General features: G+C 72.7%; 19 protein-coding genes. 9 read left to right on the plus strand and 10 right to left on the minus strand.

Annotated elements, in window-relative coordinates:
• Positions 1-35: 35 nt before the first annotated feature.
• The 3 genes from B079_RS0117180 (at position 36) to B079_RS0117190 (ending at position 2,443) form a co-directional block, all read left to right on the plus strand.
• Complete coding sequence (locus tag B079_RS0117180) at positions 36-1,244, plus strand: pyridoxal phosphate-dependent aminotransferase (protein ID WP_018547076.1); 1,209 nt, start codon at positions 36-38, stop codon at positions 1,242-1,244.
• Between the two features lie 93 nt (positions 1,245-1,337).
• Complete coding sequence (locus tag B079_RS0117185; protein ID WP_026248787.1) at positions 1,338-1,967, plus strand: hypothetical protein; 630 nt, start codon at positions 1,338-1,340, stop codon at positions 1,965-1,967.
• Between the two features lie 53 nt (positions 1,968-2,020).
• Positions 2,021-2,443: an acyl-CoA thioesterase gene (locus tag B079_RS0117190; RefSeq protein WP_026248788.1), complete on the plus strand. Its 423-nt coding sequence runs from the start codon at positions 2,021-2,023 to the stop codon at positions 2,441-2,443.
• Positions 2,444-2,478: 35 nt separating this feature from the next.
• Here B079_RS0117190 and B079_RS0117195 read toward each other — a convergent pair whose 3' ends face one another.
• The 7 genes from B079_RS0117195 to B079_RS0117225 all read right to left on the minus strand — a co-directional run bounded on the left by B079_RS0117195 (position 2,479) and on the right by B079_RS0117225 (position 9,044).
• Complete coding sequence (locus B079_RS0117195; RefSeq protein WP_018547079.1) at positions 2,479-3,858, minus strand: 8-oxoguanine deaminase; 1,380 nt, start codon at positions 3,856-3,858, stop codon at positions 2,479-2,481.
• 28 nt (positions 3,859-3,886) lie between these two features.
• Entirely contained in the window at positions 3,887-4,810 is a 924-nt protein-coding gene (pucL, locus tag B079_RS0117200) for a factor-independent urate hydroxylase (RefSeq protein ID WP_018547080.1), read from the minus strand.
• 4 nt (positions 4,811-4,814) lie between these two features.
• The gene (gene uraH, locus B079_RS0117205; RefSeq protein ID WP_018547081.1) at positions 4,815-5,159 is read right to left on the minus strand and encodes a hydroxyisourate hydrolase; all 345 of its coding nucleotides are present in this window, start codon (positions 5,157-5,159) and stop codon (positions 4,815-4,817) included.
• A gap of 3 nt (positions 5,160-5,162) precedes the next feature.
• Complete coding sequence (gene uraD / locus B079_RS0117210) at positions 5,163-5,675, minus strand: 2-oxo-4-hydroxy-4-carboxy-5-ureidoimidazoline decarboxylase (RefSeq protein WP_018547082.1); 513 nt, start codon at positions 5,673-5,675, stop codon at positions 5,163-5,165.
• A gap of 162 nt (positions 5,676-5,837) precedes the next feature.
• On the minus strand, positions 5,838-6,206 hold the full coding sequence (locus B079_RS0117215; protein ID WP_018547083.1) for a helix-turn-helix domain-containing protein: 369 nt from the start codon (positions 6,204-6,206) through the stop codon (positions 5,838-5,840).
• Positions 6,203-6,460: a hypothetical protein gene (locus B079_RS0117220; RefSeq protein ID WP_018547084.1), complete on the minus strand. Its 258-nt coding sequence runs from the start codon at positions 6,458-6,460 to the stop codon at positions 6,203-6,205. The genes B079_RS0117215 and B079_RS0117220 overlap by 4 nt, the downstream gene beginning before the upstream one ends.
• A gap of 169 nt (positions 6,461-6,629) precedes the next feature.
• On the minus strand, positions 6,630-9,044 hold the full coding sequence (locus B079_RS0117225) for a GH92 family glycosyl hydrolase (protein ID WP_026248790.1): 2,415 nt from the start codon (positions 9,042-9,044) through the stop codon (positions 6,630-6,632).
• Positions 9,045-9,366: 322 nt separating this feature from the next.
• Here B079_RS0117225 and B079_RS0117230 point away from each other — a divergent pair, with 322 nt between their 5' ends.
• Positions 9,367-9,597: a hypothetical protein gene (locus tag B079_RS0117230; RefSeq protein ID WP_018547086.1), complete on the plus strand. Its 231-nt coding sequence runs from the start codon at positions 9,367-9,369 to the stop codon at positions 9,595-9,597.
• 41 nt (positions 9,598-9,638) lie between these two features.
• On the opposite strand, the gene B079_RS0117235 is transcribed toward B079_RS0117230, so the two are convergent.
• The 3 genes from B079_RS0117235 to B079_RS0117245 form a co-directional block, all read right to left on the minus strand.
• Complete coding sequence (locus tag B079_RS0117235; protein ID WP_018547087.1) at positions 9,639-11,396, minus strand: ankyrin repeat domain-containing protein; 1,758 nt, start codon at positions 11,394-11,396, stop codon at positions 9,639-9,641.
• A 307-nt stretch (positions 11,397-11,703) separates the two neighbouring features.
• Positions 11,704-13,326, minus strand: coding sequence for an AMP-binding protein (locus B079_RS0117240; RefSeq protein ID WP_018547088.1), 1,623 nt, complete (start codon positions 13,324-13,326; stop codon positions 11,704-11,706).
• Complete coding sequence (locus B079_RS0117245) at positions 13,323-14,996, minus strand: AMP-binding protein (RefSeq protein WP_018547089.1); 1,674 nt, start codon at positions 14,994-14,996, stop codon at positions 13,323-13,325. The genes B079_RS0117240 and B079_RS0117245 overlap by 4 nt, the downstream gene beginning before the upstream one ends.
• 161 nt (positions 14,997-15,157) lie before the next feature.
• On the opposite strand from B079_RS0117245, the gene B079_RS0117250 reads away from it, so the two are divergent.
• From B079_RS0117250 to B079_RS0117270, 5 genes are all read left to right on the plus strand, one after another.
• Complete coding sequence (locus tag B079_RS0117250) at positions 15,158-16,366, plus strand: RNA-guided endonuclease InsQ/TnpB family protein (RefSeq protein WP_018547090.1); 1,209 nt, start codon at positions 15,158-15,160, stop codon at positions 16,364-16,366.
• 181 nt (positions 16,367-16,547) lie between these two features.
• Positions 16,548-17,396 carry a response regulator transcription factor gene (locus B079_RS0117255; RefSeq protein WP_026248791.1) on the plus strand — a complete coding sequence of 283 codons (849 nt, stop codon included), beginning with the start codon at positions 16,548-16,550 and terminating at the stop codon, positions 17,394-17,396.
• 174 nt (positions 17,397-17,570) lie between these two features.
• Positions 17,571-20,402, plus strand: coding sequence for an ATP-binding protein (locus tag B079_RS0117260; protein ID WP_018547092.1), 2,832 nt, complete (start codon positions 17,571-17,573; stop codon positions 20,400-20,402).
• 235 nt (positions 20,403-20,637) lie between these two features.
• Positions 20,638-21,429 carry a S1 family peptidase gene (locus B079_RS0117265; RefSeq protein WP_018547093.1) on the plus strand — a complete coding sequence of 264 codons (792 nt, stop codon included), beginning with the start codon at positions 20,638-20,640 and terminating at the stop codon, positions 21,427-21,429.
• Between the two features lie 302 nt (positions 21,430-21,731).
• A complete protein-coding gene (locus tag B079_RS0117270) occupies positions 21,732-22,172 on the plus strand; it encodes an SRPBCC family protein (protein WP_026248792.1) in 441 nt (146 codons plus the stop codon).
• The last annotated feature ends 33 nt before the right edge of the window (positions 22,173-22,205 follow it).

A 22,205-nucleotide genomic window follows, 5' to 3' on the forward strand; every position in this document is an offset into this window, starting at 1 on the left:
ACCAAGTGTCACCAGACGGCGAAGGGGTGCGGCGCATGGAATTCCGGCAGTCGAACAAGCTGAGTGAGGTCTGCTACGAGATCCGTGGCCCGGTGATAGAGCACGCCGACGCGCTGGAGGAAGCGGGGCACAGCGTGCTGCGCCTGAACACCGGCAACCCGGCCGTCTTCGGGTTCGAGGCGCCGGAGGAGATCCTCCAGGACATGATCCGGATGCTCCCGCAGGCGCACGGCTACACGGACTCGCGCGGCATCCTCTCCGCCCGCCGCGCGGTCGCCCAGCGCTACCAGGACCTCGGCCTGGAAGTCGACGTGGACGACGTGTTCCTCGGCAACGGCGTCTCGGAACTGGTCTCCATGGCCGTACAGGCCCTGGTCGAGGACGGCGACGAGATCCTGATCCCGGCCCCGGACTTCCCGCTGTGGACGGCGGTGACGACGCTGGCCGGTGGCAAGGCGGTCCACTACCTCTGCGACGAGCAGGCCGACTGGACCCCCGACCTGGCCGACATGGAATCCAAGATCACGGACCGCACCAAGGCCGTGGTCATCATCAACCCGAACAACCCGACCGGCGCGGTGTACCCCAAGGAGATCGTCGAGGGCATCCTCGACCTCGCCCGCCGCCACGGCCTCATGGTCTTCGCCGACGAGATCTACGACCAGATCCTCTACGACGACGCCGTGCACCACTCGGCCGCCGCCCTCGCCCCCGACCTGGTCGTCCTCACCTTCTGCGGCCTCTCCAAGACCTACCGGGTGGCGGGCTTCCGCTCCGGCTGGCTGGTGGTCACCGGACCCAGGCAGCACGCCAGGAACTACCTGGAGGGCCTGACCATGCTGGCCTCCATGCGGCTGTGCGCCAACGCGCCCGCGCAGTACGCCATCCAGGCCGCGCTCGGTGGCCGCCAGTCCATCCGTGACCTCACCACCCCGGGCGGACGCCTCCACGAACAGCGCAACGTCGCCTGGGAGAAGCTGAACGAGATCCCCGGCGTCTCCTGCGTCAAACCCAAGGGCGCCCTGTACGCCTTCCCCCGCCTGGACCCCAAGGTCCACAAGATCCACGACGACGAACGCTTCGTCCTCGACCTCCTCCTCCGCGAGAAGATCCAGGTCGTCCAGGGCACCGGCTTCAACTGGCCCGCTCCCGACCACTTCCGCATCCTCACCCTCCCCCACGCGGACGACCTGGAGGCGGCGATCGGCCGGATCGGGCGCTTCCTGAGCGGATACCGGCAGTAGCCGGAGGGCGTTGTCAGACCCCCGCCGTACGCTTCGGAAATGGGTCCGCCGGTGGGCGGGTCCAGTTCGGGTGCGGAGCGGAGGGAGTCGGTCGTGGGAGGACCGCCGAGTGCCGCGCAGCGGCGGGTCATGGAGGAGGCCGATCCGGAGACGGGGCGGTTGCGGGGGACGGAGGCGCAGCTCGCGGGGCTGGTGAAGCGGGGGCTGGCCTTTCGGCATCCGAGACCGCCGCACGATCACTTTCTGACTCCGGCGGGGCAGCGGATACGGGAGGAGGGGGCGGACGCACCGGCGGCCGTGTCCCAGTCCGCCTCCGGCGGGGTCTTCGCGGCGCGGGCCGGGGGCGAGGAGGAGCGGGGGGCCTCCTCTGGTCCTGCCCGGCTGCGCGAGGTGCGCGGGGCCTGGCAGGGGCTCCTCGAGATGCGGCGGATGACCAACCGGGACGGCGCGACGGACCGCCCCTGCGCGTGGGAGCGCAGCCACCTCGTGCGGGCCGCCGCACTCGCCCTTGAGGCGGCCGGGCACCAGCCGGAGAGCGGGGAGACACCCGGTTACCGGGTGCGCGCCACCCCGCAGCCGGAGGCGGTCGCCGTGTACGCGCCGGACGAGGAGAGCCTGCGGGCCTGTGCGGCCACCCTGGAGGGGGCGGGCTGGCAGCCCGGGGTGTGCACCGAGCCCCGTACCCGGGTCCGGTATCTGCTGGCGTCCCCGCGCCGGGTGTGAGCCGCGTGCCAAGATCGGGTGACCGGAGAAGTCCGACGCGAGAAGGGGACGCAGTGCCCGAACCGTTTTCCGTCCGTGTGACCGTCCGCGGCTACGAGACCGACACCCAGGGCCACCTCAACCAGGCGGTCTACCTCAACTACGCCGAGCACGCCCGCTGGTCCCTCCTCCAGGCCGCCGGAATCAGCCAGGCGCGCCTGGTCGGCCGGGGCGTGGGTCCGGTCGCCCTGGAGACCACGATCCGCTTCCGGCGCGAACTGCTCGCCGGTGACGAGACCGACGTGACCTGCGCGTTCGAGTGGACCGAGGGCAAGACCTTCCGCATCCGCCAGGAGATACGCAAACTCGACGGCACCCTCGCCGCCGAGGTCACCGCCGTGGGCGGCCTGATGGACCTGGCGAAGCGCAAGCTGGTCGCCGACCCGCGCGAGGTGTTCAAGGAACTGGCCGCGGACCCCGTCCTGTTCGGGCTCTGACCGGACGAACCGGCCCGCGCCCCCGCGCCCCCGCGTCACGCCTGTCCGGCGATCCGCGCCAGTCGCCGCGCCTCGGCCCGGGTCGCGCGGGCGACGGCCTCCTCGTCGACGTGCAGCAGGCGTCCGTCCGCCACGATCTGCCGTCCGCCGACGAACGACGCCGTGACCGGGGCCGCCGCGCCGAGGACCAGGGCGGCGACCGGGTCGGCGATGGAGGCGTGGGCCAGGGTGTCCAGGCGCCACAGGACCAGGTCGGCCAGCTTGCCCGGCTCCAGGGAACCGATCTCCCCCGCACGGCCGAGGACTTGGGCGCCGCCGTAGGTGCCGAGCCGCAGGGCCTGGCGGGCGGTGAGGGCGGACTCGCGGTGGGGGCCGAGGCGGTTGACGAGGAGGGCGTTGCGCAGTTCGGTGTGGAGTTCGCCGGACTCGTTGGACGCCGTGCCGTCGACGCCGAGGCCGACCGGGACACCCGCGCGGAGCAGGTCGGGGACGCGCGCGATACCGGCCGCGAGACGGGCGTTGGAGGACGGGCAGTGGGCGACGCCGGTGCCGGTGCGGGCGAAGGCGGCGATGTCGGAGTCGTTCATGTGGACGCAGTGCGCCATCCACACGTCCTCGCCGAGCCAGCCGGTGGACTCGAAGTAGTCGGTCGGGCCCATGCCGAACAGCTCGTGGCAGAACTTCTCCTCCTCCACCGTCTCCGAGCCGTGCGTGTGCAGCCGCACCCCGAGCGAGCGCGCCAACTCGGCGCCCCGGCGCATCAGTTCGGTCGAGACCGAGAAGGGCGAGCAGGGGGCGACCGCGACCTGGGTCATGGCACCGAAGGAGGAGTCGTGGTGCTCGCGCACCGTCGCCTCCGTGGCCGCCAGCGCGTCGTCCAGGGACTCCACCGCGAAGTCCGGGGGCAGTCCGCCGTCCGACTCGCCCCGGTCCATCGAGCCCCGGGCCAGGGTGAAGCGCACGCCGGTCTCGCGGGCGGCCCGGATGATCGCCCCGGACAGGTCGCCGGTGCCGCGCGGATACACGTAGTGGTGGTCCATCGCGGTGGTCACTCCCCCGCGCGCCATCATCGCGAGGGAGCCCTGCGCGGCCACGCGGACCATGTCCTCGTCAAGGCGCGCCCAGGTCGGGTACAGCGCGACCAGCCAGTCGAAGAGGTTGTGGTCGGTGGCCAGGCCCCGGGTGAGCCACTGGTAGAAGTGGTGGTGGGTGTTGACCAGGCCGGGGGTCGCCAGATGCCCGGTGGCGTCGATGCGGCGGCCGACGTCCGTCAGCCCCTCGGGCGCCGGGCCCGCGCCGACCGACTCGATCCGGTCGCCCGCGAGGACCACATGCCCCGAGGCGTACTCGGTGTCGTCCGCGTCGACGGTCGCGATCGCGCAGTTCTCGATGACGATGCGCTCGGCTGCTGCCACGGGTGCGTCCTTTGTGCTCGGGGATGGCTCAGAGATTGGTCAGGTCCACCGGGATCGCCGCCTCGCGCCCCTCCCGCAGGACGGTCGCCTCGATGAGCCCGTAGGGCCGGTCGGCGGCGAGGTACACCTCGTTGTCGTTGGTCAGCCCGAAGGGCGCGAGGTCGACCAGGAAGTGGTGCTTGTTCGGCAGCGAGAGCCGGATCTCGTCGATCTCGTCGCGCGTCTCCAGCACCTGCGAGCCCATCGCGTACAGGGTCTGCTGGAGCGAGTACGAGTACGTCCCGGCGAAGGCCGTCAGCAGCTGGCGCCGGGCCTCCTCGTACGAGACGTCCCAGTCGGGGGTCTTGCCCTCGCCGGTCCAGCCGTACCGCCAGCGGGCGGTGACCTCGGTGGCCAGCACGCGGTCGTACGCCTCGGGCAGCGTCGTGTACTCGTCCTTGGCGTACCCCCAGAACTCGGAGTCGGTCGAGTTCAGCACCACCAGGTCCGCGAGGCCCGAGACCACCTCCCACGCCGAGCCGTCGTACGTGATCTGGGCGAGCCGGGTCTCCTGGCCCTTGCGGACGAAGGAGTGGCCGCCGTCGGGGGCGCCGGGCAGCGCGATCCGCTCCCAGGCGTACTCCTCGATGCGGATACGCGCCCGCCCGATCGCTTCCCGCGAGGTGACGAAGTGCCGGGCGAGGTGGATGCCGAACGCCTCGGCGGACTCGATGCCGTGCTGCTTGGCGAAGGCGTACACCGTGTTCTTGGTGGTGTCGGTCGGCAGCACGTTGGTGTTGGAGCCGGAGTAGTGGACCTCGTCCATCTCGCCGCTGAGCGTGACGGAGACGTTGAGGTCCTTGATGTGGTGGGTGGTGCCGTCGCGGGTGATCCGGACGACCCGGTTCTCGGCCTTGCCGTACTGGTTCTGGCCCAGGAACGCGGGGCCTGCGGGGCGGGACACATCGGCCATGGTGCTAACTCCCTCGGTATACGGAGTAGCCGAACGGGCTGAGCAGCAGCGGTACGTGGTAGTGCTCGCCGGGGCGTACGGCGAAGGTGACGCTCACCTCGGGGAAGAACGCGGACGTCCCGGACGCGGCGAGGTACGGCTCCACGGCGAAGTCCAGCCGTACCGCGGTCGTGCCCTCGGGCGGGTCGGGCAGATCGCGGCAGCGGCCGTCGGTGTCGGTGGCCCCGGTGCCCGCCTCCCGCCAGTCGGCGTCGGGCGCGGCGCGGGCGAGGAGCCGTACGGCGATACCCGCGGCGGGGCGGCCCGCGGCGGTGTCGAGGACGTGGGTGGAGACGGAGGTGGTGGGCATGGGTCACGCGTCCTTGGCGACGAGGCGGGTCAGCCGGATGCGGTTGATCCTGCCCAGTTCGGCGCGAGCGATCTCCCTCTCGCGCTCCGGCGTGTTGCCGATCCGCTCCTTCAGGGCGTCGCGCATCCGCTCGGCGGTCAGTCCGGTGGCGCAGATGAGGAAGACATGGCCGAACCGCTCCTGGTAGGCGAGGTTCAGGTCCAGCATCTCCGCGCGCAGGTCGTCGGAGGCGCCCGCCATGCCGCGCTGTTCCCGGGCGGAGGCGGGGTCGCCGGGCTTGGGCCGGCCGATCGGGGGGTGGCCCGCGATGGCCTCCGTGAGGCCGGGCTCGTCCAGCTCCGCGAGGGCGGTGTCGGCGGCGGCGTACAGCTCGTCCGGGGTGGCGTACGGCCGGGCGGCGAGCAGACGGCGGCCCCACTCGGCGGCGGCGCAGACCTCGTGGAGGGCGGCGCGGGCCGCGTGGTCCTCCAGGGCGTTGAACCGGGCCAGTCCCGGGGGTGTCGCTGGCGAAGTCACGGGCGCCTCCGTGGCCGCGTGGGCCGTCGTGCCGGACGAGGTGCGGTCAGCTAACGCCTGACGGCGACGGCACGTCAACACTTTGTTGAAAATTCCGGGTTAACAGGCCCCGGAAGGGCGCCCGGGCCCCTCTGCTGCCAAGTCCCTCGGCTGCCCCGCCTCTCAGCGGCCCTTCTCCCGGTTGAGGTAGTTGTAGATGGTGAAGCGGCTGACGCCGAGCGCCCCGGCCACCGTCTCCACTCCGTGCCGTACAGCGAAGGCACCCCGCGCCTCCAGGGTGCGGACGACCTCCTGCTTGGCCTTGCGGTCCAGGTCGGCCAGCGGGCGGCCCCGCGCGCGCTCCATGGCGGCGAGGATGTGGTCCAGGGACTCCGCGAGCTGGGGCAGCCGTACGGCGACGACATCGGCGCCCGCCCAGGCGAGGACCACGTCGTCGGGGCCCGCCTCGTCCGGCGGGAGGAGCCGGCCGCCCATGGCGTCGACCAGCGGTTTCACGGCGGCGACGAAGGGCTCGTCCGGGGTGGGGGTCATCTGCCCTCCTCCTCGGCGCCGATCACGTTGACCTGGAGGGAGATCCGGGTGGCGCCCGCGCCGAGGGTGCGGCGCAGCACCTCGTCCAGCGCGGCGAGCACCCCGTCGGCGCTGCCCTCGACCGTGTTGCCGAACGGTCCCACGTCCACGGCGTCGAGCCCGGCGCCCTCGATGACCTCGCGGGCCACCACGGCGTGCGCGGGGGCCTCGTCCAGGTCGAAGGGTTCGGTGGTGAACTCCGCTCTCAGTCGCACGGGTGCCCCCTGACGTGGTGGATCGCGCAGCGCGGCCCGGCCGGCGTGGCGTGCCCCTGCCGTTCGGTCATGACCTTAACGGAGGGCGCGGGGGCGGAGGTCAGTGACTGTTGCTGTGGACCGTCCGGCCCTGCGGAGTGCGGTCCGCAGGGCCGGTCCGTCGCTCACGTCACTTCGGCAGCTCGCTCTCGTCGGTCGCCCAGGTGGTGTTGGGCGCCGTGGTCAGGTGGAAGTCCAGCCTGGCGCCGGAGCGGAGGACGTCGGGGCCGAGCCAGGAGCGGGTGAGCGGGTGCCCGCCACGGCGTACGGCGTCGATGTAGAGGTGGGTGTCATCGGCCTCCGGGGCGGTGATGACGAGGTCGCGGTGGTGCGGGCGGGCGACGGTCGCCTTCGGGAAGAGGGGGGCGCCGAGCAGGAGGGTGGCGCGGCCCGGGGTCTCGGGGTAGATGCCGAGGGCGGAGAAGACGTACCAGGCGGACATGGTGCCGAGGTCGTCGTTGCCGGGCAGGCCACCGGGGCCCGTGGTGTAGACGGTGTCCAGGATCTGGCGGACGGTGGCCTGGGTCTTCCAGGGGGCGCCGAGGGCGTTGTAGAGCCAAGGGGCGTGGATGCCGGGCTCGTTGGTGGGGTCGTAGCGCAGCGCGTCACCGCCGCGTACCGACCAGGAGCCGTCCGGCTTGTGGAAGAAGCCGTCGAGCCGGGCCTCGGCCTGGCTCCGGCCGCCCATCGCCTCGGCGAGCCCCTGGACGTCCTGCGGAACCATCCAGGTGTACGTGGCGCTGGTGCCCTGCGCGAACCCGAGGTCGCTGCCGGGGCTGAACGGCGTGACCCAGGAGCCGTCGAGACGGCGGGCCTGGATGTAGCCGGTGTCCGGGTTGAAGACGTTGCGCCAGTAACCGGCGCGCTCGGTGAAGGACTTGGCGTCCTCGGTGCGGCCGAGCAGCTTCGCCCACTGGGCGAGTCCGAAGTCCGCGACCGCGTCCTCCAGGGTCTCGGCGGCGCCGCCCCAGCAGTGGCACACGTCCTGGGCGGCGTAGTGCGAGGTCAAGTACTGGGCCAGGTTGGGGCGTTGGCCCTCGCACTGGCCGGGGCAGCCCGCGTCGGAGAGGTCGGCGGGGGTGGGGACGGTGGCCTGGCGGACGAGGGAGGCGTAGGCGCCGTTGTAGTCGAAGTTGCGCACTCCCATGGCGTAGAAGGTCGCCAGGGTCGCGGCGGAGGGGTCGCCGGTCATCACGTGGGTCGCGCCGCTGATGTGCACCCAGCGGTCCCACACTCCCCCGTTCTGCCGGGCGAAGTTGTACAGCGACTGCGCGAAGTCGCCCGCGACGGTGGGCCGTAGCAGCGCGAGCAGCTGGATCTGGGCGCGGTACTGGTCCCAGCCGGAGAAGTTGCTGTACTGCGCCCGCTGTCCGCGCGCGAGCCGGTGCACGGCCTGGTCCATGCCCCGGTAGCGGCCGTCGGTGTCGCTGATCAGGTTGGGCTGCATGAGGGAGTGGTAGAGCGCGGTGTAGAAGGCGGTACGGCGGGCCGTACTGCCGCCCTCCACCCGTACGGTGCTCAGCTCGCGGTCCCAGGCGCGCGCCCCGGCCGCGGCCACGTCGGCCACGCTCGCGTGCGGGGCGATCTCGTGGCGGAGGTTGGCCTCGGCGCCCGCGAGGCTGACGTAGGAGATGCCGATCCGCATGTGGACATCGTTGTCAGCGCGGGTGTCGAAGCCGACCCAGCCGCCGGAGCCGCGTCCGGCCCGGTCATTGCCGGTGGCGTATCCCTCGCCGCCGTCCGCCGAGGTGGCGCCCGGTGAGAGGGTGCCGTCGTGCCAGGTGCCGGTGGTGGCGAAGTCGCGGTCGAAGGTGGCGCTGAAGTGGAGGCGGTAGTAGCTCTTGCGGTTGTTGGTCCCGCCGTTGGCGCGACGGCCGCAGAAGGCGCCGGTCAGGACCCAGCCGCTCACCTTGCGGTGGGCGGCGTCGATGTCGACGTGCGCGTCCTCGCTGCCGTTGAGGGAGTTGGAGACGCGGAACAGCAGGCTGGCCGGGCGGTCGGCCGGGAAGCGGAAGTCGGCGACCCCGGCGCGCTCGCTCACGGCCAGGTCGGCGGAGGCGCCGGAGGCGAGGCCGAGGGTGTAGCGCCCTGGCACGGCCTTCTCGTCGGCGTGGGAGAAGTCGGCGGCGTACACCGCGTCCCGGGTGTCGGCGCTCGGCGAGGAGGTCACGTCCCCGACGAACGGCATGATCGGCACGTCACCGGCCGCGCCGGGGTGACAGCCCGCGCCGTTGACGTGGGTCAGGCTCAGGCCGCGTATCCGGGTGGTGTTGTACGCGTAGCCGTTCGCCGCCCCCGTGTTGGTCTGGTCCCCGGTGGTGCTCGTGGGCGACCAGGCGATCATGCCCTGGGGCAGGGTGGCGCCGGGGAAGGTGTTGCCGCCGTTCGCGGAGCCGAGGAGCGGGTCGACCAGCTGGGACAGGGGTTCCTGGCCGGTCGTCGCTGCGGCCGGGAAGGGGGCCGCCACGGCGAGGGCCGTGGTGACCGCCACGACAGCGGTGCGCGTACCGAGCCGTCTCGCTGCGCGCGTGAGCAGATGACGCATCGTCAAGTCGCCTTTCTGGACGGGACAGTGGGCGACGTGAGGCTAGAGGGGCGGCCGGTGCGGGGGAAGAGTGCGGGCGCTGCGGATGATGAAGCCTGGGCGAACTCTTGCGGCGGCCGTCCCGGTGGGGGCGCGGGGGTACGCGGGGGCGGGTACGTGGGTCCGCGCGATGTGCGGGTGCGTGGGGTGCACGGGTGCGGGGGGGGTGCAGGGTGCCGGGGGGTGCGGAGGTGCGCGGGTGCGCGGGTGCGCGGGTGCGCGGGGTGCGTATGACGAGCCGCTCCGACGTGCGCGGCCCCGCCGTCGGCAGGAGGCTGGACCCATGGCCGCACCCCACCACCCCCACATCGTCGTCCACGCCCCCGCCCTCGACGGCTCCCGCCGAGTCACCGAGGGCGACGTCACCCTCGGCCTCGCCTCCCACCTGGACGACGTGATCGAGATCCTCCGCATGGCCGACCTGGACCGCATCGAGGTCGAGGAGAGCGACTTGATCGACTGGCAGGGGGGCGGTCCGGACGAGTGGCCGGGGCTGTCGGAACCGGAGCCCTAGCGGGGCCCTGGCGGGCGGCTCAGGGCCTCGTTCCCCCGCCCTCACTCCTCCGGCAACCCCAGCCGCGCCCACCTCCCCCGCGCGTTCCGGTCTGCCGTGTTTCGCGCATCCGTGATGGTCAGGCCCGCCGCCCCGCAGGCGTAGGCCAGATGGTTGGCGCCCCAGGGGATGGACCGGTCGCGCTGCCAGAAGCGGAAGGGCCAGTAGGCGGGGTCCGAGTCGTGGGGCCAGAGACCTATCTCCCCGGTGTGGACGACTTCGCCGTCGCGAGCCAGGGCGCCGAACGCGCCGCCCTTGGGGTTGAAGTAGAGGCCGTAGGCGGTGGTGCCGGGTGAGACGGCGCGGAGGAGGGGGCTGTCGCTGGGCAGATAGCCGTCCTGGGTGATCACGCAACCGCCCGGGGTGCCGTCCACGTGCCGGACGGCGACGTATCTCAGGGACTCCTCCCAGTCCAGCCCGTCGAACTCCGCCCCGTCCAGGTCCTCGACGGGACAGTCCGCGGGGTCGGCGCCGAGGCGGCGGATCACCTCGTCCTCGGTCAGATCGCGGACGAAGCAGACGCCGAGGCCCTCGATCCACACCGGTTCCGTGCTGAAGGCCGCGATCAGCGCGTCCGCCGCTCGCTGGGCGGCGATCTCCGCCTCGGAGAGTTCCACCGCGCCGGGGAGGTCCCGTACGAGCGGGGCCAGCGGCGTGGTCAGCAGCAGCCGACCCGGGGACCAGGGGCCGAACTGGGGCGTCCAGGCGTCCGCTCCGGCGGCGAGCAGCAGCCGAACGCGGTCCTCGTCCATGGCGCACACCGCGTGCCAGAGCGGGGTGTGGCCGTCCTCGTCCCGTAGGTCGGCATCCGCGTCCTCGCCCAGCCGGTCCAGGAGCACCCGGACCGCCTCCGCCGAACCCCACTCGGCCGCCAGGTGCAGCGCGGTGGTGCCGGGCCGTCCGACGGAGGCGGTGGGCGCGGCCCCGCCGTCGAGCCGGGCCCGGATCAGCGCCGCGTCCGCCCAGTCGTCGTACCGCAGCCCCTCCCAGTCGGCACGGGGGACGTAGCGCTGCCGGGCCTCCTCCTCCCGGCGCAGTCGCTCGATCTGGTCGCGGCTCAGGGGCGGGGCCAGGAAGGCCGCGGGGCCGCCCATCGCCGTCCACGCCAGGGCCGTCTGTCCGGCGGCCTCCGGCTCGGGCGCCACTGACCTCGCCTCCGGCCACACCTCCACCACCCCCGCCGCAGCCGCGCGCAGCGCGTCCGTGTCCACAGCGGTGCGCGTCTCCGCTATCGCCTCGTCGGGCCACTCGACCACCAGCTCGGCGCGCCCCGGCGGCGGCAGCTCCGGCAGATAGAGGTCCACGTCCGTTCTGAAGAGGGCGGGGCGGAGTCCCGGGTCCAGCGGTATCAGGCCGATCGCCTGATCCGTCTGGGCCACGCGCGGCTCGCCCTGCGGACCGGTGAAGGCGATCCGGCGCGTCGTGACGCCGTCCAGGGAGGTCACCCGGCGCCCGTCGGGCAGGAGCAGGCCCACGCGGAGGCCGGATTGCCGTGGCGCCCCGCCGCCGTTCCGGCGGGTCCGGCGGAAGACCGCGAGGTGCAGGGTGACCGAGCCCGGCCACACGGACCAGCCGGTCAGCAGTACCCGGGTCTCCGGCCCGGTCCCGGCCGGTTCGACCTGGGCGACCCGCACCGGCACGTACCGGTCCAGGGGCGGGGCGTACCGCCCGTCGTCCGCGTCCGGCGGGCGCAGCCGGGCGAGTACGTCACCCGCCTCCGCCGGCTCTTCCGGCAGGACCAGATCGTCGAAGAATCCCATGCCCGGAGCGTGACACACGCCACTGACAACGCCCGGCGCGACGACGGACCGCCCAACCTCAAATCAACCTCTGAACCCGCCCGGGAATGCTTCAACCACCCTTTGCGACGGGCAGATTACGACCACGCGGGGCCCGCCGGGACGGGGGCGGCGAGGTCCCGCACGGGGGACTCGTGGGGCGCGGCCCGGCCGGTCGGGCCACGGGGGTGGCCGCGCCCCACGAGATACCGGAGCGACATCACTGCGTACGGCCTCCGGCTCCGTACGACGACCTCGCTCCGTACGACCCGCTCAGTCCCCGACCCCCTCAGTCCCCGCGCAGCTCCCCGTACGTCTCCCGCAACTCCACCTTCCGCACCTTGCCCGACACGGTCATTGGGAACCCCGCCAGGATCTGAAGACGGCTCGGGATCTTGTAATGGGCGAGCCGGTCCCGGCAGTACGCGTGCAGCTCCTCCAGGGTGAGCGGGTCCGCCGCGTCCTGCGGGACGACGCAGGCCAGGACCTCCTCGCCGTACCGCTCGTGGGGCACGCCGACCACCTGGACGTCGCGGATCTTGGGGTGGCCGTAAAGGAACTCCTCGATCTCGCGCGGGTAGATGTTCTCGCCGCCCCGGATGATCATGTCCTTGATGCGGCCGACGATCTCGACGTACCCGTCCTCCCGCATGACCGCGAGGTCCCCGGTGTGCATCCAGCGCCCCGCGTCGATCGCCTCGGCGGTGCGCTCGGGCTCGTCCCAGTAGCCGAGCATCACGCTGTAGCCCCGGGTGCACAACTCGCCTGCCGCGCCTCGGGGTCGGGTGACACCCGTGGCCGGGTCGACGACCTTGACCTCCAGGTGGGGCAGCACGCGGCCGACGGTGCCGCAGCGGTGTTCCAGGTCGTCGTCCACGCGGGTCTGGAGGGAGACCGGGGAGGTCTCGGTCATGCCGTAGCAGATGGAGACCTCGGCCATGTGCATCTCGGCGACGACCCGCTTCATCACCTCGACCGGGCAGGGGGAGCCCGCCATGATGCCGGTGCGCAGGGACGAGAGGTCGTGGTCCGCGAAGCCGGGGAGGTTCAACTCCGCGATGAACATGGTGGGTACGCCGTACAGCGAGGTGCAGCGCTCCCGCTGGACCGCCTCCAGGGTGGCCTCCGGCTCGAAGGACGGGGCGGGGATGACGATGCAGGCGCCGTGCGAGGTGGCCGCGAGGTTTCCCATCACCATGCCGAAACAGTGGTAGAACGGGACGGGAACGCAGACCCGGTCCTGCTCGGTGTAGGAGACCAACTCCCCGACGAAGTAACCATTGTTGAGAATGTTGTGGTGGGAGAGGGTGGCTCCCTTCGGGAAGCCGGTCGTCCCCGAGGTGTACTGGATGTTGATCGGGTCGTCGCAGGACAACTCCGCGTCTCGGGCGTCCAGTTCGGCCGCGCCCAGCCGCTCGCCCCGCGTGCCGAACTCCTCCCAGCCCGGCTCCCCGAAGTACACCGCCTCCCGCAACTCGGGGCACCTGCCGCGCACTTCCTCCACCATGGCGCGGTAGTCGCTGCTCTTGTGGGCCGGGGTCGCGAACAGCAGGGAGATGCCCGCCTGGTTGAGGACGTACTCGACCTCGTGGGTGCGGTAGGCCGGGTTGATGTTGACCATCACGGCGCCGATGCGGGCGGTGGCGTACTGCACGAGCATCCACTCGGGGCAGTTGATCGCCCAAACGCCGACGCGGTCGCCCTTGGCCACCCCGCTCGCGAGCAGCGCGCACGCCAACCGGTCGACGTCGACGGTGAATTCGGCGTAGGTCCAGCGCCGCCCGGAGGGCACGTCGACCAGGGCCTCCCGGTCCGGCCACGTGGCCGCCGTACGGCGGAGGTTCGCGCCGATGGTGTCGCCGAGCAGGGCGGTGTCGCCCGTGCCGTGCGTGTACGACAGGGCAGTGGTCACCGGAAGTCCTCCTCGCGGTACTCGTTCTCCGAGCCCTCGGCCGTGGCCTCGCGCAGTTCGATGCGGCGGATCTTGCCGGAGATGGTCTTGGGCAACGGGCCGAACTCCAGCCTGCGCAGCCGCTTGTAGGGCGCGAGCACTTCGCGGGAGTGCGCGAAGAGGGCCTTCGCGGTGCCGGGTCCGGGCTCCCAGCCGTCGGCGAGCACGATGTACGCCTTCGGTACGGCGAGCCGCAGTTCGTCCGGCGCGGGCACCACGGCGGCCTCGGCCACCGCCTCGTGCTCCAGGAGAGCGCTTTCCAGCTCGAAGGGGCTGATCTTGTAGTCGGACGCCTTGAACACGTCGTCCGCGCGGCCCACATAGGTGAGGTAGCCGTCCGCGTCGCGCGAACCGATGTCCCCCGTGCGGTAGTAGCCGCCCGCCATCGCCTCGTCCGTGCGCTCCGGGTCGCCGTGGTAGCCGGTCATCAGGCCCACCGGGCGCTCCGACAGGTCGAGCGCGATCTCGCCCTCGGCGGCGCCGGGCGCGCCGGTCACCGGGTCGAGGAGTTCGATGCGGTAGCCGGGTCCTGGGCGGCCCATGGAGCCCGAACGCAGCTCCTGGCCGGGGCTGTTGGCGATCTGGACGGCGGTCTCGGTCTGTCCGAAGCCGTCCCGGACGGTGACGCCCCAGGCCCGCCGCACCTGGTCGATGACCTCGGGGTTGAGCGGTTCCCCGGCGGCGACCGCCTCGCGGGGCTTCGTGGCGAGCTGGGTGAGGTCGGCCTGGATGAGCATCCGCCACACGGTGGGCGGCGCGCAGAAGGTGGTGACCCCGGCCCGGTCCATCTCGGTCATCAGCCGACCGGCGTCGAAGCGGCTGTAGTTGACGACGAAGACGGTCGCCTCCGCGTTCCACGGCGCGAACAGGTTGGACCAGGCGTGCTTGGCCCAGCCGGGCGAGGAGATGTTGAGGTGCACGTCGCCGGGCTTGAGGCCGATCCAGTACATGGTGGCGAGATGGCCGACCGGGTACGAGGTGTGGGTGTGCTCGACCAGCTTGGGCTGGGCGGTGGTGCCCGAGGTGAAGTACAGCATCAGCGGGTCGTCGGCGAGGGTCGGACCGTCCGGCACGAACTCCGGCGAGACGGCGTACGCGTCCTCGTACGGCTCCCAGCCCTCCTCGGGCAGCCCGCCGACCGAGATGCGGGTGTAAGTCCCGGGCACCTCGGCGAACTTGGCGGTGTCCGCGGCCCGTACGACCACGTGCCCGACCTCGCCGCGCCCGACCCGGTCGCGCAGGTCGGCGGGGCCGAGCAGCGGGGTGGCCGGGATGACCACGGCGCGCAGCTTCATCGCGGCGAGCATGGTCTCCCACAGCTCGGCCTGGTTGCCGAGCATGACCAGGACCCGGTCGCCCGCGGCCACGCCCCGCTCACGCAGATGGTTCGCGACCCGGGACGAGCGGGCGGCCAGGTCCGCGAAGGAGAGCCGCGTCTCGCCGCCGTCCTCCTCGACGATGTGCAGGGCGGTGCGGTCATTGCCCTCCGCGATCACGTCGAACCAGTCCAGCGCCCAGTTGAAGTGCTCGGGCCGGGGCCAGCGGAAGCCCTCGTACGCGGCCTGGTAGTCCTCCCGGTTCTCCAGCAGGAAATCGCGGGCGCTGCGAAACAGCTCCGTCGGCGTCGTCATCGGGCTTCTCCTTCGGGGATACCCCGGCCTTCAGGCAGGGGAAGAAACGAAGCTCCTGCGGAGCAGGGCAGGGAAAGGTCGTCCGCCTCCAGGGCGGACCGGTATCCACCGGCCACCACCAAATACCCTCCGCTTACACGGGAGCTGACATCATGTGAGGCGTGACGCAGCAGGTCAAGCGGGCTTTCAAGTACCGCTTCCACCCCACGGACGCGCAGGCAGCTGAGCTGTCGCGCACGTTCGGCTGCGTCCGCCTCGTCTACAACAAGGCGTTGGAGGAACGCACGCGCGCCTGGTACGGCGAGCAGCAGCGCCTCTCGTATGGACAATCCTCGGCCGCGCTGACGGAGTGGAAGAAGACCGAGGAACTCGCCTTCCTGACGGAAGTGTCCTCCGTTCCCCTTCAGCAGGCGCTGCGGCATCTTCAGACGGCGTTCGGGAACTTCTTCGCCAGGCGCGCCAAGTACCCCCGGTACAAGAGCCAAAAGAAGTCCCGCGCGTCCGCTGAGTACACCCGTTCCGCCTTCAAGTGGCGCGACGGGTACCTCACTCTGGCGAAGATGGCTGCCCCGCTGGACATCCGCTGGTCGCGCCCCCTGCCCGAGGGGGTGGAGCCGACGACGGTGACCGTGTCCCGCGACAGTGCCGGACGCTGGTTCGTCTCCATGCTGTGCGACGACCGCATCGCTCCGGCCCCTGTCACGACGAACGCAGTCGGTATCGACGCGGGCATAACAAGCCTCGTGACCTTGTCGACCGGAGAGAAGGTCACCAACCCGCGCCACGAGCGCCGCGACCGCGCCCGGCTCGCCAAGGCACAGCGGGAGCTGTCGCGGAAGACGAAGGGATCGATGAACCGGGAGAAGGCCCGGCGCCGCGTCGCGAAGGTCCACGCGCGGATCGCCGACCGTCGCCGGGACTTCCTGCACAAGCTGACCACCCGGCTCGTCCGTGAGAACCAAACGGTCGTGATCGAGGACCTCACCGTCCGCAACCTGCTGAAGAACGGCAAGCTGGCGCGCGCCATCTCGGACGCGTCGTGGACGGAACTGCGCTCCATGCTGGAGTACAAGTGCGCGTGGTACGGGCGCGAGCTCGTCGTGATCGACCGCTTCTTCCCCAGCTCCAAGCTGTGCGGGATGTGCGGCACGGTCGCGGCGAAGATGCCGTTGAACGTCCGTGAGTGGACGTGCGACTGCGGCGCGGTGCATGACCGCGACGTGAATGCGGCGCGCAACACCCTGGCCGCCGGGCTGGCGGCTTCTGCCTGTGGAGGCGGTGTAAGACCTCAACGGGAGTCCTCCCGGACGGGGCGGTCGTCGATGAAGCAGGAAACCCAGCGGGCGACCGCTGGAATCCCCCGCCTTTAGCGGGGGAGGAAGTCAACCGTGTCCTCCTCGCGGCTGCGGTCGCCCGCCGGACCGGGCGGAACTCCCGCGTCCCGGGCCATTGCCGGGCGGCTCGTTGCCATCGTCTAATCCGTGATGCGCATCTCACCACCCCCGAACGGGGGTGCGTGGACACGGAAGGCCGGGCCGAAGGGGCAGGGAAGTGGCGGCAGAGGCGGTGGCGACGGCGGAGATCCGGGCTGCGCTGAACCGGCTGCGGCACACCACGGGGCTGCCCGTCGCGTTCGGCGGGCTGGTCGAACCGGGTGGCACGCGCATCCGGATCAGCGAGCTGAGCGGGACGGAGACCGCCGCGCTGCGCTCGCTCGCGGTGACCTCCGGGACCGGGCTGGGCGGCAAGGCGGTCGCGCTCGGCCGGGTGTGCGCCGTGACCGACTACTCCGTCTCGCACCGCATCAGCCACGAGTACGACGCGCCGGTGGCCGCCGAGGGCCTGCGCTCGGTGCTCGCGGTGCCGGTGGTGGTGCGGCGCCGGGTGCGCGGGGTGCTCTACGGCGCGCTGCGCACCGCCCACCCGCTGGGCGACCGGGTGCTGGGCGGGGCGGTGGCGGCGGCGCGGGAGGTCGAGCGGGCGCTGGCGGTGCGGGAGGCGGTGTCCGCGCCGGGTCAGGAGGCGCGGGGGCTGCCCATGGGCGCGCGCCCGGAGGCGGGGCCGGGGTGGGAGCAGGTGCGCGAGGCGCACGCGGCCTTGCGCGCGCTGGCGCCGCGTATGGCCGATGCGGGGCTGCGTGCGGAACTCCTCGCGGCCTGTGACCTGCTGTCCGCTCCCGGTCCCGGCCCTGATCCGGCCGCCGGTCCGCTGCTCGCGCCCCGCGAGCTGGACGTGCTGGCCTGGGTCGCCACGGGTGCGACGAACGCGGCCGTGGCCGAGCGGCTGGGGCTGAGCCCCGAGACGGTGAAGGGCTATCTGCGCTCGGCCATGCGGAAACTCGGCGCGCACACGCGAGGCGAGGCGGTGACGGCGGCCCGGCGGGCGGGAGTGCTGCCGTAAGGGGTCTCCCCTGGGGGAACATCCCTGGGTGAGTACCCCGAGGGAGTTACCGGAGCCGATTGAATTTCCGGGTCGGTGGACCGGTTGTAATTTCCCTCACCTCCACTTCCGGCCGAATTCGGGCCTCTGTTGCCTAGAATTTGGCCAGGACACGACACGAGGGGAGCGGCGACCGTGCGACGGGACTTCCAGGAGCCTGCCCGATGCCGCCCCGACCTGGTCATCGGCCACGAGGACCTGTTCGCGGCCGCGAAGGACCATCTCGGCTCCGGGGGCAGTGTGCTGCTGCACGGCCCCGCCGGAATAGGAAAATCGACCGTGCTGCGGGCATTGGCCGAGGAATACGGGGCGCACGCGCGCACCGTGTTGCGCTGCTCGGCCACGGAGTCCGAATCGCATCTGCCCTTCCTCGCGCTCGCCGACCTCTTCGGACTGGTGCTCGACGAGATCGCGCCCCGACTGCCCGCGGCCCAGCTGACCGCCCTGGAGTCGGCGCTCACCGGGCGCGGCGAGTCCAGCCTCCAGCGCGACGGCCTGGCCCTGCGGCTCGCGGTGCTCTCCGCGCTGCGCGCGCTCGCCGCGCACGGCCCGGTGCTGATCGTCGCCGACGATCTCCAGTGGCTCGACCCGGCCAGCGCGGAACTGCTCGGCTTCGCCGCCCGCCGCCTGGAGGGCACCCCGGTACAGCTGCTGTGCGCGGTGCGCACGGAGGGCCCGGACTGCCAGGAGTACGACCGCCATCTGCGCGCCTGTCCGCCGGGCACCGCCGCGCTCCGGCTCGGCCCGCTCGGCCGCGCCCAGGTCGCCCGGCTGCTCGACCACCGGGGCCACGGCGCGCTCCCCCGCTCCACCGTGCGCGAGATCCACCGCACCAGCGGCGGCAATCCGCTCTTCGCCCTGGAACTCGGCCGCGCCCTCGCCGACAGCCCGACCCCGCCGCGCCCCGGCGAGCCGCTGCCGGTGCCGACCTCGCTGCGCGCGCTGGTGCTCAGCCGCCTGGACATGCTCTCGGTCGAGGCGCGCCGCACCCTGCTCGTGGCGAGCGCGGGCGCCCGGCCCACCACGGCCCTGCTGCACGCGGCCGGACGGGAGAACGCCGAGGCCGAGTGCGCCCAGGCGGCCGAACTCGGGCTGCTCGCCACCGAGCCGGAGGCCCCGGCCGTACGGTTCGCGCACCCGCTGATCTCCGCCGCGCTGTACGCGGAGGCCCCGGCGCCCGAGCGGCGGGCCGCGCACGCCGCACTGTCCACGGCGGCCTCGGACCCGATCGAGCGGGCCCGTCATCTGGCCCTCGCGACCACGGGCGCCGATCCCGAGGTGGCCGCCCGGCTCGCGGAGGCGGCGGCGCTCGCCCGCGACCGGGGCGCGCCGTCCGTCGCCGCCCAGCTCGGACTGCTCGCCGCCCGGCGCACCCCGGCCGACGGCACCCCGGGCCCGGACGAGCGGCGGCTGCAGGCGGCCGAGGACGCGATCACGGCGGGCGAGGTCGACCTGGCGCGGGACATCGCCCGCGAGGTGCTGACCCGGGCGACCGTGCCCGCCCACCGGGTGCGGGCCTGGATCGTGGTGATCGACACCGCCGGGCACACCATGGCGGAGGTGGAGGCGGTCTTCCCGCAGGCGCTGGCCGACGCGGGCGACGACGCCCGGCTGCTGGCCCAGGTCCACTACCAGCTGGCCTGGCGGGCGCTCATCGTGGAGGGCGACTTCACCGACGCCCGCACCGCCGCCGCGCACGCCGCCGAGCTGGCCGCGCGCGGCGGCGACCGGCGCACCGAGCTGCTGGCGCTGGCCTTCCAGGCGCAGACCGAGACCCTGATGGGCCACCCGGAGGCCCCCCGCACCATCAAGCGGGCCCTGACCGAGCCGCAGCTCCCGGAGGTGGCCTGCCATCACAACGGCGCGGGCAGCGCCCGGTTCCGCTGGCTGGTCATGGGCGACCGCCTCGCCGAGGCCCGTACGACGGTGACGGCGCTGCTGCGCGAGGTCCGCAGACGCGGTTCGGTGGAGAGCGAGGTGCACTTCCTGCGCGGTCTGGCCGAGACCGAGCTGCGCGCCGGGCACTGCGGACGCGCCCTCGAAGTGGCCCGGGACGCGCTGCGCCTTGCCCGTGACTCCGGGATCGGCGAGACCGCCTCGGCGATGCTCACCTCGCTGGCCGAGGCGTCCGGCGGCGACGTGGACCGGGCGGTGGCGCTGGCCCGGGAGGCGGCGGAGCAGGCCGAGCGGGACGGCGACCAGATGTATCTGTCCCGGGCGCTCGGCGCGCTCGGCTACGCCCAGTTGGTGGCGGGCGATCCGGCGGGCACGGTGCGTTCGCTGCGCCGGGTGCGCGCGCTGGAGCGGGATCTCGGCATCACCGATCCGGCGCGTGGCCGCTGGCAGGGTGACCTCGCGGAGGCGCTGGTGCGCACCGGTGAGCCCGACGAGGCGCAGGACGTCATCGACGCGAGCCGCGAACACGCCCTCAGGCTCGGCCGGGAGAGCGTCCTCGCGGTCCTGGACCGGGCGGAGGCCCAGGTCAGGGCGGCGCGCGGGGATCACGAGGGCGCGGTGGCCCGGCTGACGTCGGCTCAGGACCGGCTGGCCAAGCTGGGCTACGGCCTGGAGGAGGCGCGGGCCGCGTTCGCGCTGGCCCGGCTGCGCGCCCGGCGCCCCGAGGCCGGGCGCAAGCGGTCGCAGGCGGCGTACGACGAGGCGACCCGGCTGTTCAGGCGCTGCCGGGCGCTGCCGTGGCTGCGCCAGGTGGAGGAGGCGCGCAACGCGCCGGAGCCGGAGGCCGCGCCCGCCGTGCCGGAGGCGCTGGACGCGCTGGCGGGGCTGGCGTCGATGGAGCGTCAGGTGGCCGCGCTGGTCATGGAGGGGGCGACCAACCGGGAGATCGCCGCGCGGCTGTTCGTGAGTGTGAAGACGGTGGAGGCGACCCTGACCCGGGTCTACCGAAAGCTGGGCATCAGGTCCCGGGTGGACATCGTCCGATTGGCCGCAGGTCGCCGCGCGAAGTGAGGGCACGCCCGGTTAACTGAGCCGGACCGAGGGTTTTCCCTCCCCTGTCCCCCTAGGGGGTTCCCTCATTGGGAGGCGGGAGTTCCCGGTCCTAGCGTAAGGGCGTGCCGCTCGCCCGGGCACACGGGGTCGGTCCCTCCCGCTCTCGGCTCCGCTGGAGCAGGAGGTGCCCCAGCCCCGTGCCTCACCCCCACACCCGCGCGACCCCCACCGGCAACCCCCACTGAGGAGACTCATGTTCGGGCTCACTCGTGCCAGAAAGACCGCCGCGATTCTGGTGGCCACCGCCGCCGCGGCGGCCACCGCGCTGATCGCCTCCCCCGCGGCGAGCGCGGCTCCCCAGCCCATCGTGGGCGGCACGACCACCACCGCGTCGGCGTACCCGTACGTCATGCAGATCACGGACGCGTCGGGCAGTCAGTTCTGCGGCGGCACCCTGGTGGCCGCCAAGAAGGTCGTGACGGCGGCGCACTGTATGGTCGGCGAATCGACGAGCAGCGTGCGCGTGGTCGGCGGCCGGACCTATCTGAACGGTACCGACGGCACGGTGAGCCGGGTCAGCAAGATCTGGATCAACCCGGACTACACCGACGCCACCAACGGCGACGACGTGGCCGTGCTGACCCTGTCGACGTCGATGCCGTACAGCCCGGTGTCGTACGTCTCCTCTTCCCAGACCAGCGTCTACGCGGCCGGTACCACGGCGCGGATTCTCGGCTGGGGCACGACCCGGGAGAACGGCAGCTCCTCCAACCAGCTGCGGACCGCGACCGTTCCGGTCGTGTCCGACTCCAGCTGCCGTACCTCCTACGGCTCGGACTACGTGCAGTCCGACATGGTGTGCGCCGGACTCAGCTCCGGTGGCGTGGACACCTGCCAGGGCGACAGCGGCGGTCCCCTGATCATCGGGGGCGTCCTGGCAGGGATCACTTCCTGGGGAGAGGGGTGCGCGGAGGCCGGTTACCCGGGTGTCTACACCCGGCTGACCACCTTCTCGAACCTGGTGACCGCTCAGGTCACCTCGTAACCCAGGGGACTTCCCGGGGGTTTCCCCGGGTGCGAGACCAGGGGGACGCTGCGAGCGACCACGAGCGGCCCGCAGCGTCCCCCTGTCCACTACGGGTATCCAGCAGGGAATGACCAGGAGGGGGCGCCCCGGGCGCCCGCCGGACCCAGACGCGTGTACGGCCCACTCAAGGTGGTGACCGGTGGCGCGGGACCACCCGGCGGACGCGCCGGGGCGCCGTCGTGTGCCCGGACGCTGCGCCGGGCAGGTGAGCGCGGGAGCGAACCGGCTGGTGGGCGCCGGTGATTCCCTACGATCGGGGCGTGCCTCTCTTCACGCTCGAACGCACGGTCCCCCTTCCGCTCGCGGAGGCGTGGCGCCGGCTCACCGACTGGCCCCGCCACGCCGACGTGGTGCCGCTGACCCGGGTCACGGTGGCCACGCCCCCGCCGACCGGGGTGGGCACCCGCTTCGTCGCCCGGACGGGTGTCGGGCCGCTGACCTTCGACGATCCGATGGAGGTCACGATCTGGCGGCCCCCGGTGGACGACGAACCGGGGCTGTGCCGTCTGGAGAAGCGCGGCCGGGTGGTGCTGGGCTGGGCCGAGATCGAGGTACGGCCGGGGCCGGGCGGCCGGACCCGGGTGGTGTGGCGCGAGGAGCTGCGGGTGAGTTTCCTGCCCCGGTCCTTCGACGGGGCGACCACGAGCGCGGCCCAGTCGATGTTCGGACGCGCGGTCAACGGGCTGCTGCGGCGGGAGTGAGACCGCCCGGCCGGGGCCCGTTCAGTCCTTGAC

It is taken from the genome of Streptomyces sp. LaPpAH-108 (assembly GCF_000373625.1).
Classification (GTDB): Bacteria; Actinomycetota; Actinomycetes; order Streptomycetales; family Streptomycetaceae; genus Streptomyces.

What these genes read in the sequence shown, in the direction of transcription:
- B079_RS0117265 (WP_018547093.1), top strand. Translation starts at nt 20,638, where the DNA reads ATGTTCGGGCTCACTCGTGCCAGAAAGACCGCCGCGATTCTGGTGGCC.
- B079_RS0117230 (WP_018547086.1), top strand. Translation starts at nt 9,367, where the DNA reads ATGGCCGCACCCCACCACCCCCACATCGTCGTCCACGCCCCCGCCCTC.
- B079_RS0117225 (WP_026248790.1), bottom strand. Translation starts at nt 9,044, where the DNA reads ATGCGTCATCTGCTCACGCGCGCAGCGAGACGGCTCGGTACGCGCACC.
- pucL (WP_018547080.1), bottom strand. Translation starts at nt 4,810, where the DNA reads ATGGCCGATGTGTCCCGCCCCGCAGGCCCCGCGTTCCTGGGCCAGAAC.
- B079_RS0117235 (WP_018547087.1), bottom strand. Translation starts at nt 11,396, where the DNA reads ATGGGATTCTTCGACGATCTGGTCCTGCCGGAAGAGCCGGCGGAGGCG.
- uraH (WP_018547081.1), bottom strand. Translation starts at nt 5,159, where the DNA reads ATGCCCACCACCTCCGTCTCCACCCACGTCCTCGACACCGCCGCGGGC.
- B079_RS0117180 (WP_018547076.1), top strand. Translation starts at nt 36, where the DNA reads ATGGAATTCCGGCAGTCGAACAAGCTGAGTGAGGTCTGCTACGAGATC.
- B079_RS0117245 (WP_018547089.1), bottom strand. Translation starts at nt 14,996, where the DNA reads ATGACGACGCCGACGGAGCTGTTTCGCAGCGCCCGCGATTTCCTGCTG.
- B079_RS0117215 (WP_018547083.1), bottom strand. Translation starts at nt 6,206, where the DNA reads ATGACCCCCACCCCGGACGAGCCCTTCGTCGCCGCCGTGAAACCGCTG.